12 protein-coding genes are annotated in these 12,091 nt (G+C 74.4%); 4 read left to right on the top strand and 8 right to left on the bottom strand.

Annotated features, from left to right (window positions below):
- Positions 1 to 73 precede the first annotated feature (73 nt).
- The 3 genes from ACFZBT_RS25795 to ACFZBT_RS25785 are packed head-to-tail and all read left to right on the top strand — an operon-like array spanning position 74 to position 2,043.
- Positions 74 to 826, top strand: coding sequence for a hypothetical protein (locus ACFZBT_RS25795; RefSeq protein WP_391107682.1), 753 nt, complete (start codon positions 74 to 76; stop codon positions 824 to 826).
- Positions 823 to 1,368 carry a histidine phosphatase family protein gene (locus ACFZBT_RS25790; protein ID WP_391107680.1) on the top strand — a complete coding sequence of 182 codons (546 nt, stop codon included), beginning with the start codon at positions 823 to 825 and terminating at the stop codon, positions 1,366 to 1,368. The genes ACFZBT_RS25795 and ACFZBT_RS25790 overlap by 4 nt, the downstream gene beginning before the upstream one ends.
- 48 nt (positions 1,369 to 1,416) lie before the next feature.
- Positions 1,417 to 2,043: a YigZ family protein gene (locus ACFZBT_RS25785; RefSeq protein ID WP_391107677.1), complete on the top strand. Its 627-nt coding sequence runs from the start codon at positions 1,417 to 1,419 to the stop codon at positions 2,041 to 2,043.
- Positions 2,044 to 2,187: 144 nt separating this feature from the next.
- On the opposite strand, the gene ACFZBT_RS25780 is transcribed toward ACFZBT_RS25785, so the two are convergent.
- Positions 2,188 to 3,810, bottom strand: a complete 1,623-nt coding sequence (locus tag ACFZBT_RS25780) for an MFS transporter (RefSeq protein WP_391107674.1) — start codon at positions 3,808 to 3,810, stop codon at positions 2,188 to 2,190.
- A gap of 93 nt (positions 3,811 to 3,903) precedes the next feature.
- Here ACFZBT_RS25780 and ACFZBT_RS25775 point away from each other — a divergent pair, with 93 nt between their 5' ends.
- Positions 3,904 to 4,479 (top strand): MarR family transcriptional regulator, encoded by a 576-nt coding sequence (locus ACFZBT_RS25775; RefSeq protein WP_391107671.1) that lies wholly within the window; start codon positions 3,904 to 3,906, stop codon positions 4,477 to 4,479.
- Positions 4,480 to 4,529: 50 nt separating this feature from the next.
- On the opposite strand, the gene ACFZBT_RS25770 is transcribed toward ACFZBT_RS25775, so the two are convergent.
- The 7 genes from ACFZBT_RS25770 to ACFZBT_RS25740 form a co-directional block, all read right to left on the bottom strand.
- Positions 4,530 to 5,273 (bottom strand): SDR family oxidoreductase, encoded by a 744-nt coding sequence (locus ACFZBT_RS25770; RefSeq protein WP_391107668.1) that lies wholly within the window; start codon positions 5,271 to 5,273, stop codon positions 4,530 to 4,532.
- 161 nt (positions 5,274 to 5,434) lie between these two features.
- Positions 5,435 to 6,427, bottom strand: a complete 993-nt coding sequence (locus ACFZBT_RS25765; RefSeq protein WP_391107665.1) for an aldo/keto reductase — start codon at positions 6,425 to 6,427, stop codon at positions 5,435 to 5,437.
- 95 nt (positions 6,428 to 6,522) lie between these two features.
- A complete protein-coding gene (locus ACFZBT_RS25760) occupies positions 6,523 to 7,710 on the bottom strand; it encodes a 3-deoxy-7-phosphoheptulonate synthase (RefSeq protein WP_391107662.1) in 1,188 nt (395 codons plus the stop codon).
- Between the two features lie 22 nt (positions 7,711 to 7,732).
- On the bottom strand, positions 7,733 to 9,304 hold the full coding sequence (locus ACFZBT_RS25755) for an aromatic amino acid lyase (RefSeq protein WP_391107659.1): 1,572 nt from the start codon (positions 9,302 to 9,304) through the stop codon (positions 7,733 to 7,735).
- A gap of 47 nt (positions 9,305 to 9,351) precedes the next feature.
- Positions 9,352 to 10,746 (bottom strand): amidase family protein, encoded by a 1,395-nt coding sequence (locus tag ACFZBT_RS25750; protein WP_391107656.1) that lies wholly within the window; start codon positions 10,744 to 10,746, stop codon positions 9,352 to 9,354.
- Positions 10,739 to 11,758 (bottom strand): acyl-CoA synthetase, encoded by a 1,020-nt coding sequence (locus tag ACFZBT_RS25745; RefSeq protein WP_391107653.1) that lies wholly within the window; start codon positions 11,756 to 11,758, stop codon positions 10,739 to 10,741. Before ACFZBT_RS25745 ends, ACFZBT_RS25750 begins: the two co-directional genes overlap by 8 nt.
- A gap of 2 nt (positions 11,759 to 11,760) precedes the next feature.
- Entirely contained in the window at positions 11,761 to 12,060 is a 300-nt protein-coding gene (locus ACFZBT_RS25740; protein WP_391107650.1) for an acyl carrier protein, read from the bottom strand.
- Between the last annotated feature and the right edge of the window lie 31 nt (positions 12,061 to 12,091).

Genomic DNA, 12,091 nt, shown 5'->3' with positions numbered 1-12,091 from the left:
CGATTCCCGCCACGGTGGCCGGAAATCGCCAAACCTGCCTGCGTGTGCCCGCCCGCACGCCTACGCTCGGCTCGTGCTGCGCATCATCGACGCCCGTACCGGCGAGCCGGTCGACGCCGCCCCGGCCCGCCGGGGCCTGACGCGTGTCGAGGTGCACGCGCCCGGCTCCGACACCACGAACCTGCGGGTGCTGCTCGTCGCGGACCTGCTCGTCCGGGCCCTGGAACTCGGCGGCACCCCGGTGTGGGCGCTGCTGACCGGAGGACGCCGACAGGCCGAGCTGCGGGCGGAGGCCACCGCCCTCGGCATCCGGCCGTTCGAGGACAGCCCCGACGTGAGTGCCGGGCTGGGCGAGGCCCAGGTCGTCCATGTGGCCGTCGAGGGCGGGGTGGCGACCGGTGGTGTGCGGATCGATGTCGCCCCCGCGCACATCGACGGTGCCCCCGCGCATCCCGGCAACCCGGGCACACCGGACGGCACCGGCATCGACCCCGGTGTCCTGCGTCTCGCCCTCCTCGCCCGGCACCACAGCGCCCCCGCCCGGCTGGACGCGGCCGCGTTCGACGAGGCCCGGGGCACCCTCGCCCACTGGCGCGGTGCGGTCGCCCGCTGGGCCCGGCGGCCCTCGCGGCCCGTCCCCGACGAGGTGCGCGGGCGATTGCGCGACGCCTGGGAGGATGATCTGGACATGTCCCGGGTACTGGACGTCCTGCACCACGTCGAGACCGACCCGGAGCTGCCCGACGGCGCGCGCTTCGAGACGTACGCGTACGCCGACCGGCTCCTCGGCCTCGACCTCACCCGCGACCTGGGATCCCCGTCATGATCGAGCGCGCCGGAACCGGCCCACTGCGCCGCCTGGTCGTCATGCGGCACGCCAAGTCCGCCTGGCCCGTGGACGTCGCCGACCACGAACGCCACCTCGCCCCGCGAGGCCGCCGGGACGCCCCCGCTGCCGGGCGCGCCCTGGCCGAGGCCGACTGCCTGCCGGACCTCGCGCTGTGCTCCACCGCCGTACGCGCGCGCCGGACCTGGGACCTGGCCGCCGGCCAGTGGGGAACACCCCCGCCGGTACGCCACGACCGGCGGCTGTACGCCGCGGGCCCCTCCGGCCTGCTGGCCGTCGTGCACGAGGTGCCCGCGGAGGTGGAGACACTGCTGCTGATCGGGCACAACCCCGGACTGGAGGAACTGGTCCTGGCGCTCGCCGCCGACGGCCTCGACGACACCCTGGAGCGGGTCCGCACGAAGTTCCCCACCTCGGCGATCGCCGTCCTGTCCTGGCGAGGCACGACCTGGCGGTCCCTCACCCCTGGCACCGCGCTGCTCACGTCCGTGATCGTGCCCCGGGGCCGGAAGGAGAAGTAGCCGCGGACCGGTCCGGGCCGCTGCCGGGCGCCCGCATAGGCTGGCCGGATGCAGGACGAATACCGCACGGTCGCCCGCGCGGGCGTGCACGAGACCGAGGTCAACCGCTCCCGCTTCCTGTGCGCCCTCGCCCCGGCCGCCACCGAGCAGGAGGCCCAGGACTTCATCGCCGCGGTCCGCAAGGAGCACACCGGCGCCAACCACAACTGCTGGGCCTACGTCATCGGCGCCGACGCCTCGGTCCAGAAGGCGAGCGACGACGGCGAACCCGGCGGCACCGCCGGCGTCCCCATGCTCCAGATGCTGCTGCGCCGCGACATGCGGTACGTCGTCGCCGTCGTCACCCGCTACTTCGGCGGGGTCAAGCTCGGCGCCGGCGGCCTCATCCGGGCCTACGGCGGAGCGGTCGGCGAGGCCCTGGACACCCTCGGCACCCGCACCCGCCGCAGGTTCCGCCTGGCCACCGTCACCGTCGACCACCAGCGGGCGGGCAAAGTGGAGAACGACCTGCGCACCACCGGCCGCGAGGTGCGGGACGTGCGTTACGGCGAGGCGGTCACGATCGAACTCGCCCTCCCGGACGCCGAGGTGGACGCCTTCCGGACCTGGCTCGCCGACACGACCGCCGGGACCGCCGGGTTCGAACCGGGCGGGGAGGCGTACGGCGACGCCTGACGCGCGGCCGGCCGCCGGCCCGGCGGCCGGCGCGACGGCCCGCGGAGCACCGCCGGGCCGTCGCGCCCGGGGACGCGCTCCGCCGCCTCGGCCGGACCGGCGAGGGACGGTGCGGTGAACGCCGGGCCGCCTGCCGCGGGTGGGCTACCGGTCCGTGCGGCGGACGCGGCCCGCGTCGCTGTCGCCGCCCCGCCCGTCAGCGCCCTCGGGCTCGTCCGGAAGCACGGCTGGGCGGTCGTCCCGGACCCGGACGCCCTCGGCATCCGTCCCCGCCGCGGCTTGTGCGCCGGCGGGGACGCGGCCCAGCCGCACGGCGAGCAGCGCGGTGCCCACCGCGAGTGCCGCGAGGACGTACGCGGTGAGGTCGAAGGCCTCCGCGAAGTCGGCGATGCCGGTGTCCGGACCCGGCGCTTGTGGATTGGAACCCAGGAAGCCGCGGTACAGGGCCCCGATGACCGCTACACCGAGGGCCATGCCCGCCTGGGTCACGGTGTTCAGCACACCCGATCCGGCGCCGGCGTCGTCCGGGTGGACCCGGGAGAGGACGGTGTCCACCAGGGGTGCGACGACCAGGCCCTGCCCGAATCCGGAGACCCCCATCACCGCGGCGAGCCCGATCGCCTGGCTGGTGCCGTCCAGGCCGGTGGCGGCGGGCACGGCCGCGAGCGAGACCGCCATGACGAGGCCTCCCGCCACCGACACCCCGATGCCGAACCGGGCGGCGAGCCTGCGGCAGGCCGTCGAGGCGGCGATGAAGCCGAGGCCGAGCGGCACGAAGACCATGCTCGCGGCCAGCGGCGTCAGCCGGAGGCCCGACTGGAGGTGGTAGGTGAGGACCAGGAACAGGCCGGCGTTGCCGGAGAAGAACAGCAGCACGGTGCCCATGCTCAGCGGGAAGCCCTTGGCCCGCAGCAGCCGGCTCGGCAGCAGCGGGTCGTTGCCCCGGTCCTCCGTCCGGCGCTCCCAGCGAAGGAAGGCCACGGCACCGGCCGCGCTGAGCGCGAAGCAGCCGTACGTCCACCAAGGCCAGCCGTGCTCACCGCCGAGGATCAGCGGGATGAGCACGAGCGGCAGCAGCACGGCGGTGAAGACGGCGCCCGCGATGTCCAGTCGCGGCAGGTCGGCGCTGCGGCTCTCGGTGACGGCGGGTACGGCCGCGCACAGGATCGCCGCGCCGATCGGCACGTTGATCAAGAAGATCATGCGCCAGCCCAGACCGGCCACGTCGAGGTCGAGCAGCAGGCCGCCGCCGACGAGGCCGGCGATGACGCCCGCGCCGATGGAGGCACCGTAGGCCCCGACGGCCCGGGCCCGGTCGCGCTCGTGCACGAAGACGGCCCGGATGAGGGAGAGCACCTGCGGTGTCATCACGGCGGCCGACAGACCCTGCAGGACCCGGGCCGCGATCAGCGTGGCCGGGCTGGGCGCGAGCGCGCACAGCAGGGAGGTCAGGGTGAAGGCGGCCACCCCGTACTGGAAGGTGCGCTTGCGGCCGATCCGGTCGCCGAGCCTGCCGCCGGTTACCATGCCCGCTGCGTAGGCGATCACGTAACCGTCGATGACGAACTGGAGTTGGCCGAACCCGGCGTTCAGGTCCGCCTGGATCCCCGGAGCCGCGACGTTCACGATGAACATGTCGATCTGGCTCATGAACATCGCGAGCAGGACCACCGTGAGTCCCGCCCAGTCCCGCGCGGTGGCCCGGGGAGGGCCGGTCGCGGTGGCGGCTCCGGCCTTCGGACTCGCTTTCCGTGTCTCTGTGCGCATATCACCACTCGGTTTTCGACGGTGCGCCGCAGCGCGCATGTTTAGTGCTAAATTCAGATCTAAATGTAGCAGGTCAGTGTGGAGGGTGAGCTCATGAGGGCATCAGAGGAAAGCGATCGCCGGCCGGCGGGAGACGACCCGGCGGACGCCATCGCGGCCGCCTGGAGCCGCGAGCGGCCCCAGACTCCGGTGGGCTCCATCGGCGTGGTCACGAGGATCTGGCAGCTCGCCAAGCACTTCGGCGACGACCGCCGGAAGGTGCTCGCCGAGGCAGGGGTCGACCCGGCCACCCTGGATCTGCTCAGCGTGTTGCGCCGCAGCGGTCCGCCCTACACCCTGAGCACCCGGGACCTCGCCGCGCACTCCCTGGTCACCGCGGGGGCCATCTCACAGCGGGTCGCCCGCGCCGAACGCGACGAACTGGTCACCCGCCGCCCCGCCCCCGGCCGCAGCCGCGCGGTCCTGGTCGAACTGACCCCGGCCGGACACGAACTGGTCGAGCGCACCGTGGACCGGGTACTCGCCCGCGAGGCACAGCTCCTGGAACGCCTGGGCCCGCAGCGGCGCGAAGCACTCGCCGAGCTGCTGCGCGAGCTGCTCGACGACGTGCAGGACGAACTGGATGTGCGGGGGGTCTCCCATGTGGGGCACGAGGGCCTCGACGGCTGAGCCAGGGCGTCCCGGCCGGGAACATCGCCCTGTTCCCGGCCGGGACCGGCTCAGTAGCCGTAGGCGCTCGGCGCGTTCTGGCCGCCGTCCACCGGGATGTTCGCGCCGTTGACGGCCCGAGCCCCGTCCGACAGCAGGAAGGCGATCACCTCGGCGACATCCCGCGGATCGACCAGACGGCCACCGGGGAACTCCTTCTCGAACGCGCGATAGGCCCGTGGGTCCTCGTCCCGGAGCCTGGCCCAGCCCTTGCCCTCGATCAGCATCGAGCCGGGCGACACGCAGTTGACCCGGACCCCTCGCGGCCCCAGCTCACGGGCGAGGGAGGCGGCCATGTGGATCTGCGCGGCCTTGGCCGCCGCGTACTGCGCGGGCGGGGCGGGCTTCCAGCCGGAGACGGAGGAGACCAGCACGGCACTGCCCCCGGTCCCGGCCAGCTGGTCGGCCGCCTCGCGCAAGGCGATCGCCGGATGGGTGACGTTCAGCCGGCACGTCAGGTCCCAGTCGGACGCCGCCGTTTCGCGGAGGTCCGCGCCGCGCGCGCCGCCCGCGACGGTCACGAGGCCGTCCACCCGGCCGAGCCGGGCGGCCGACTCCCGTACGAACGCCGTGAGGGCGGACTCGTCGAGCACGTCAAGATGCTCCGTGTGGAGGGTGCGCCCGTGCCGGGCGCGCACCTCCTCGGCCACATCCTTCAGCGAGGCGGCGTCGCGGCCGCACACGGCGAGATCGCACCCCTGCGCGGCGAGCCGGAGCGTGGTCTCTCGCCCGAGCCCCCGGCTGCCGCCGGTCACGATCACCGCCCTTCCGGAGGCCCCGGGACGGCCAACCCCCTGTGCGCCGCCCGGACCGCCCGTGTCGTCCACGCCGTTCACGCTCCTCTCTCCCGTGCTGTCGGCCCCCGTCCGCGTCGCCCGTTCGCCGCCCGGCCGCCCGGGCGGCCCCGCGGCAGTGGTCAGCCCGTCCTCGCCGGGTCCCGCACGATGTACGCCGCGAGGATCTCGTCGATACGGTCCAGCACAGCCTGCTCCAGGCGCACACCGGAAGCCGCGGCGTTCTCCTTGACCTGCTCGGGACGGCTCGCGCCGATGATGGCCGCCGAGACGGAGGGGTTGTTCAGGACCCAGGCGACGGCGAGCTGGCTCATCGTCAGCCCGAGGTCGGAGGCGACCGGCCCCAGCTCCTGGACGGCCCGCAGCGCCCCCTCGTCGTTCATCCAGTGACCGACCAGCATGTCGACGAAGCCCTTGCCGGCCTCGGCGTCGGCCCGGGAACCCGCGGGTGCCGCGGCGCCGGGCAGGTACTTGCCGCTCAGGATGCCCTGGGCCAGCGGCGACCAGACGACCTGGCCGAGTCCCTCCCGCTCGCACGCGGGCACGACCTGTGACTCGATGACCCGCCACAGCATGGAGTACTGCGGCTGGCTGGCCACCAGAGGGACGCGCAGTTCCCTGGCGAGGCCGGCGGCGCGGCTGATCTGCTCGGCGGTCCACTCGCTCACCCCGATGTAGAGGACCTTGCCGGAGCGGACCAGGTCCGCGAACGCGAGCATGGTCTCCTCGAGCGGAACGGCCGGGTCGTAGCGGTGCGCGTAGTAGAGGTCCACATAGTCGGTGCCGAGCCGGCGCAGCGACCCCTCGCAGCCCTCGACAACGTGCTTGCGGGACAGACCGCGGTCGTTGGGCCCCGGGCCCACCGGGTGGCACACCTTGGTGGCGAGTACGAGGCCCTCACGCCGCTGACCGGCGAGCGCCTTGCCGAGCACGGTCTCGGCGCGGGTCTCGGAATACACGTCGGCCGTGTCGAACGTGGTGATGCCCGCGTCGAGCGCGGCGCGCACACAGGCGTGCGCGGCCTCCTCGTCGATCTGGGCACCGTGGGTGATCCAGTTGCCGTAGGCGATCTCGCTGATCACGAGGCCGCTGTGGCCGAGCCGGCGGAACTCCATGTGCTGTTCCCCTTCTTGGGTCTGGTTCTTCTCTCGGATTCGGGTGCCGCCGAGAAGCCCCGGCGGCGCGCGGGCGGGCGCGGTGGCGCGCCGCCTCACAGCAGTGCCGCCGTACGGGTCACCACCTCGCCGGCCTGGTGCGGACTCAGCCTCGGATCGCAGGCCGACTCGTAGCGGGGCAGGGGAGTGGCCGAGGCCAGCTCCGCCGCCGTGTCGACGCACTCGGTGACAGGGCCGTGGGCCGTCTCCAGCATCAGACCGGCCGGACGCAGGCCGTGCGCGTGCAGCGCCGACACGAAGCCCTCGATCTCCGCCACGACGTCTCCGACCACGCGGCTCTTCTGCCCGGCGCCGTTGACCCGGGTGTTGCCGTGCATCGGGTCGCAGATCCAGGCCACGCCGGCGGCCTCGTCGCCGAGCGCCCCCAGCAGGGAGGTCAGCTTCGGGACGATGTGGTCCCGGCCCATGCGCACGATCAGGGAGAGCCTGCCGGGGCGGCGCGGATCGCCGAGCATCCGCACCAACGTGCGGACGTCCTCCAGCGAGGCCTTGGGGCCGATCTTGACGCCGACCGGGTTGCTGATCGATGCCGCGAACTGCACGTGCTGGTGGTCGGGCTGACGCGTCCGGTCGCCGACCCACAGGAAGTGGCCCGAGGAGCCGTAGCGCCCCCCGGCCCCGTCGGGGCGCACCAGGGCCTGCTCGTACTCCAGCAGCAGCGCCTCGTGGCCCGCGTAGGTGCGCTGCGACGCCGTCCGCCCGGCCAGGCCCATGTCCCGTTCGAGCAGGGTGCTCAGGGTGGTGCCGGCGTTGCGGTGGGCCAGCAGCAGCCGGGACGGGAGCGCGGTGCGCGCCGCCTGGCTGGGCTCGGGGGCGTTGACGGCGTCTCCGCGGTAGACGGGCAGCACGGTGCCGTCGGGCAGGGTCTCGGTCGGGCTGGAGCGCGGCTTGGCGTACTGCCCGGCGATCCGCCCCATCCGGACGGCGGGCAGACCAGTGGCGTCGGTGAACTCGTCGGCCAGCCTGTGCAGTTCGTCCGTCTTGGCGAGGACGGTCTCGGGGTCGGCGTCGGAGAACCGCTCGGCGCACTCTCCGGCCTGCAGCACGAAGGCCTCGCCGCGGGCGGCCCGACCGAGTTCGGCGGTGAGGTCGGCACAGGCGGTGGCGTCCACCAGCGGAGGCTTGGCCTCCAGGGAGAGCAGGACGTCCTTGAGTTCGTCGAGCGAGGCCCATTCGGGCTGCTGAAGGGCACGGGCCGGCAACAGCAGGCGCGTGGCGGTCATGGTTCCTCCATGGAAGTGGGCGTCACACCGCCGCGGTGCGAGGGGCCTCCGCGGCGGTGGCGTCGGGGTCGGTGACGGCGAGCGGCAGGAAACGGTCCCGGGCCCGACCGGCCGCCCGGGCGATCTCCCGCGCGAGCGGACGGTCCCGGTCCAGGGGCGGAAACTCAGCCCGCAGCTCCCGCCACAGCCGCCCCTCATCCCGCTCCTGGTGCCCCGTCAGATGGGCGAGCTGGTTGACGGCGAGGAGCAGCGAGCCGAGGATCCACCAGGCCCGTTCGGTCATCTGGGCCAGCGCATTGGCGCTGTTGAGGGCGAGCGGGACCTGGTCCTGGTTGTGCAGATTGGTCGGTACGGCCGTGAAGGACGCCGGATGGCCCAGCTGGCGCAGCCGGCTCAGATGGGAACTCGCGGCGATCTGCACTCCGGCGAAGCCGCTCCCGGCGCCGGGCCGTGGCGTCAGCAGCGGCGGCAGACCGCCGTTGGCGGCCGGGTCCAGCACCAGGGCCAGCTGCCGCTCCAGCAGATAGGCCACCTGGTGGACACAGCCGGCGTGCGTCTCGGAGACGAACGCCACGGGCGCGGCGTGGAAGTTGCCGCCGTGCAGCAGGGTGCCGTCGACGAGCACGGGGTTGTCGCTGCACCCCTCGGCCTCGTCGGCCAGGACCGAGCCCTGGAGGTCCAGTTGGTCCAGGACGGCGCCCAGGACCTGTGGGGCGCACCGCAGTGAATAGCGCTCCTGAAGCGGCCGGTCCGGGCCGGGGGCCGTGCCGGTCCCGGCGCCCGAGGCGATGCGTTCGGCCCGGATCCACGCGGCGGCCGTGCGCTGCCCGGGCTGGTTGCGCACCCGCTGCAGGGCGTCCTCGTAGGGTTCGCCCGAGGCGCCGAGCAATGCCGCCGTACGGCCGCTGACCACCGCGGCGGCCCGGGTGAGCGCGCCGATCTCCCGGTGGGTGTGCAGGGCGCGGGCCAGGCAGGCACTGCTGCCGTTGACGAAGGCGAGCGCGGACCGGGCCTCCCACACGACGGGCGGCAGGCCCAGGGCGGCCAGCGCGGCAGGCGCCTCCTCGCGCCGCCACTCGCCCCCGGGGCCCCGGCACCATGCCTGGCCGGCGCCGTCCGCGGCGAACGCCAGCGCGGCGTGGGCCAGCGGCACCAGGTCGCCGCTCGCGCTCAGGCTGCCCTCGCTCGGCACCACGGGGACGAACCCCGCGTTCACCAGGCCGGCGAGGCGCCGCCATGTCTCCGGCGCGACGGCGGAGTGCCCCAGGGCCATGCCGCGCAGCCGCAGCCAGACCATGGTGCGGGTCACCTCGGGCGGCAGCGGGTCCCCCTGCCCGGTGGCGAGGTGGGAGATGAGGTCCGTTCCCTGGCGGGCCGGGTCCGGGTCGGCGGGATGGTCCACCAGCGGTCCAAAACCGTGGGTGACTCCGTAGACGTGCCGGGACCCGTCGAGGCCGGCCAGGGTGCGGTGGGCCGCCGCCATACGGGCCTGTTCGGCGGCTGTCGCCTCCAGCGGGGCGGTGGTGCGGTCCAGCAGGTCGCGCACGAAGGTGTCGGGCGACCGTTCGGCGTCGGATGGGCGGGGGAGGGACATGACTGCCTTCCGTCGTCCTGGTGGGGCGGATGTGCGGGCCCGCCGCCTCAGCTCGGCCGGAAGCCGAGCGGGCCGACCGCCTCCTCCAGCAGCGCGGCCAGCCGGATCAGCAGCGGTTCGTGGTCGCGGCGGGCGATGAGCTGGACGCACAGCGGGGCGCCGCGCTCGTCCCGGGCGACCGGCAGGGTGAGCGCGGGCAGTCCGGCGAAGCTGGCCAGTGGCGTGTAGGCCACCCGCAGGTCGTAGTCGGGGTCCTGAGGGGCCGGGATGGTCGACACTCGGGCGTCCGCGGCGGCCAGGTCCGGCGGGGCGGCCGGGTCCAGCGGCAGCAGCCAGGCGTCGACGCCCGCGGTGTCGAAGCCGGCCTCGACCGTGGCGCGGGTGTGCGCCAGGCGCTCCAGGATCCAGGCGTAGCGGTCGTCCTGGACCTTCGCGCCCACCTCCAGCGCGCCCCGGGTGGTCTCGTGCAGGTCGGCGGGCACCCAGGGCCGCCACACCTGGTAGGCGTCCCAGGCCTGCCGCGCGCACAGCTCCCAGGCGGGTCCGCGCAGCGCCCACAGGTCGTCGACCCGCACCGGACCGAGCCGCTGACCGCTCGCCTCCAGCTGTCCGCAGGCCGTCTCCAGCGCCCCGCGCATGACGGGCCCGCAGGTGCCCTCGGGCCCTTCGGCGTTCGCGACGACACCGATCCGGTACGGGCCCTCGCCGGCCGGGCGCTGGGCGCCGAGCCGGTCGAGTCCGAGGAGTGGCCACAGGTACGCCAGGTCCGCCGCGCTGCGGGTGACCCAGCCGAGCGCGTCCATGGGAGGGGAGAGCGGGAAGACCCCCTCCAGCAGGGAGGCGCGCTGCGTCATCCGCAGTCCCACCGTCGCGCACTGCCCGGCGGGCCAGCGCACCGAGCCCAGCACGTCCGTGCCGAGACCGAGGTCGCAGATGCCGGCGGCCACCGACACGGCGGTACCGGTGCTGGAACCGCCCGGGTCGATGTGCGGAACGCAGGGGTTGACGCACTCCGACCCCACCCCGATGTTGAGTTCGGTGGTGACGACCTTGGCGGTCACGGCCGCGAGTCCGGGCGGCAGGGCGGCGATCGCGGGGGTCGAGACCCGGGCGTGGTGCCGGTGGCCGCGCAGGCCCAGCCGGGTGGGGAAGCCGGCCACGTCCACGGTGTCCTTGACCCCCACGCGCACGGGTGCCGCGTCCGTGCCGAGCGGGGCGCGCTGGACGGTCGCCCGGTAGCGGGCATCGGCCCGGTCGGACCAGTCGGCCTCCGCGGTGCGCCACTCCTCGGCGGTCAGCGTGCCCCGGGAGCGGGCCGTCACCCGCTCCGGCAGCGGGAGCGCCATCGGCGTGCCGGGCCGCGGCGCCTCGGGGGGTGAGTTCCAGTGCGCCCGGTGGGCGTAGGCGGTGATGGCGTCCTGCGGTGTGGGGGCGTCAGACATGCTCGGCCTCCTGGGCGGGGCGTGCGGTGGCGGTGAGCTCGGCGGTGAGGACCTTGCCGGTGGCGCTGCGGGGGATACGGGGCACGCGATGCACGGCCCGTGGGGCGGGCAGCCCCGAGGGAAGCCGGCCCAGCCGCCGGCGCAGGGCCGCCGGGTCGACCGGTCCGGGTCCGGCGTAGAACACCTCGTAGTGCTCTCCCCGGACCGGGTCGCTGACGGGCGCGCAGACGAGGTCCAGGCCGGGGCAGCGGTCCCGCGCCAACTCCTCCACGCGGGTCAGGTCGCAGCGCACCCCGTTCACCTTGACCAGCCGGGACGCCCGCCCCACATGGTGGAAGGTGCGCGGCGTCACCGGCGCGACGAGATCGGGCAACTCCCAGTCGTCCGGGGGCGTTTCGGCGCCTGTACGGCGGGCCAGCCGGGGACCGGCGACCCTCAGGCGCTGGACCCTTCCGTCGCCGTCCGCGATCCCGCCGGGCAGCACCTCCACGTCGGGCAGCAGGCGCCAGGGCAGGCCTCCCGTGTGTTCGCCGGCGACGGGGCGGTGGGCGACGGCCCCGGTCTCGGTGGAGCCGAGCAGCTCGTGCGCCCGGAAGCCGGTGTCCGAAAGGCGTTCGGCGACCTGGTGGGCCGCCGGTGTGGCCGGGCCGGTGCTGTGCAGGGCCGTCACCCGGCCGTGCCGTGCCAGGGCCGCCGTGTGCCGGGCGAGCAGCTGCCAGGTGGAGGGCAGACAGACCAGCAGGGTGGGAACGCCGTCGTCGAGCGGGGGCACGGTGAGAGGCTCGTCCCACAGCCCGGTCACCGGGACGTCCTCGAGCCGGGGCAGTTCGTGCCCGTAGAGCCTGCCGTAGAGGTGGCCGGGAGGCGCGTACGACACGATGCGGCCGAACCGGGCGGAACCCAGCACGACGTCGTGCACCAGTGCCGCCTCGGCCTGTAACTGGGCCTCCGTGCGCAGCCAGGTCACGGGCGGGCCGGTGCTGCCGGAGGTGGCGAAGGCGATGTCCGGCACGGTCAGCTCCCGAGCCCGAGGGCCGCCGTGTCCTCCAGGCGCTCGTGGGTGAAGCGCACCATCCGCTCCACGCTGGAGAACCAGAACCGGACGTCGTCGGCGACGAAGTCCACCTCGATGCCGAACTCGCTCTCGATGGCGGAGATGCACTCCATGGCGGTGAGGCTGTCGTAGCGCTCACCGAGCGCCGACTGGAGTTCGGCGTCGGAGGGAACGTCGGTGAAGGCGTCGCCGATGCGGGTGGCCAGGACGGTCCGGGTCCGGTCGTGGATCTCTTCGGGGGAGGGGAGGGCCGTGGTCATGGTCGTACTCCTTGCTGGTGGCGCATGGGGA

This window comes from Streptomyces sp. NPDC008137 (assembly GCF_042957035.1).
Lineage (GTDB): Bacteria > Actinomycetota > Actinomycetes > Streptomycetales > Streptomycetaceae > Streptomyces.
Note: the sequence above shows the minus strand (reverse complement) of the source record. Positions and strands in the feature narration are given on the sequence as shown.

Coding starts and splice junctions, on each gene's coding strand:
- ACFZBT_RS25790 (WP_391107680.1), top strand. CDS start 823: ATGATCGAGCGCGCCGGAACCGGCCCACTGCGCCGCCTGGTCGTCATG.
- ACFZBT_RS25785 (WP_391107677.1), top strand. CDS start 1,417: ATGCAGGACGAATACCGCACGGTCGCCCGCGCGGGCGTGCACGAGACC.
- ACFZBT_RS25780 (WP_391107674.1), bottom strand. CDS start 3,810: ATGCGCACAGAGACACGGAAAGCGAGTCCGAAGGCCGGAGCCGCCACC.
- ACFZBT_RS25775 (WP_391107671.1), top strand. CDS start 3,904: ATGAGGGCATCAGAGGAAAGCGATCGCCGGCCGGCGGGAGACGACCCG.
- ACFZBT_RS25765 (WP_391107665.1), bottom strand. CDS start 6,427: ATGGAGTTCCGCCGGCTCGGCCACAGCGGCCTCGTGATCAGCGAGATC.
- ACFZBT_RS25760 (WP_391107662.1), bottom strand. CDS start 7,710: ATGACCGCCACGCGCCTGCTGTTGCCGGCCCGTGCCCTTCAGCAGCCC.
- ACFZBT_RS25755 (WP_391107659.1), bottom strand. CDS start 9,304: ATGTCCCTCCCCCGCCCATCCGACGCCGAACGGTCGCCCGACACCTTC.
- ACFZBT_RS25750 (WP_391107656.1), bottom strand. CDS start 10,746: ATGTCTGACGCCCCCACACCGCAGGACGCCATCACCGCCTACGCCCAC.
- ACFZBT_RS25740 (WP_391107650.1), bottom strand. CDS start 12,060: ATGACCACGGCCCTCCCCTCCCCCGAAGAGATCCACGACCGGACCCGG.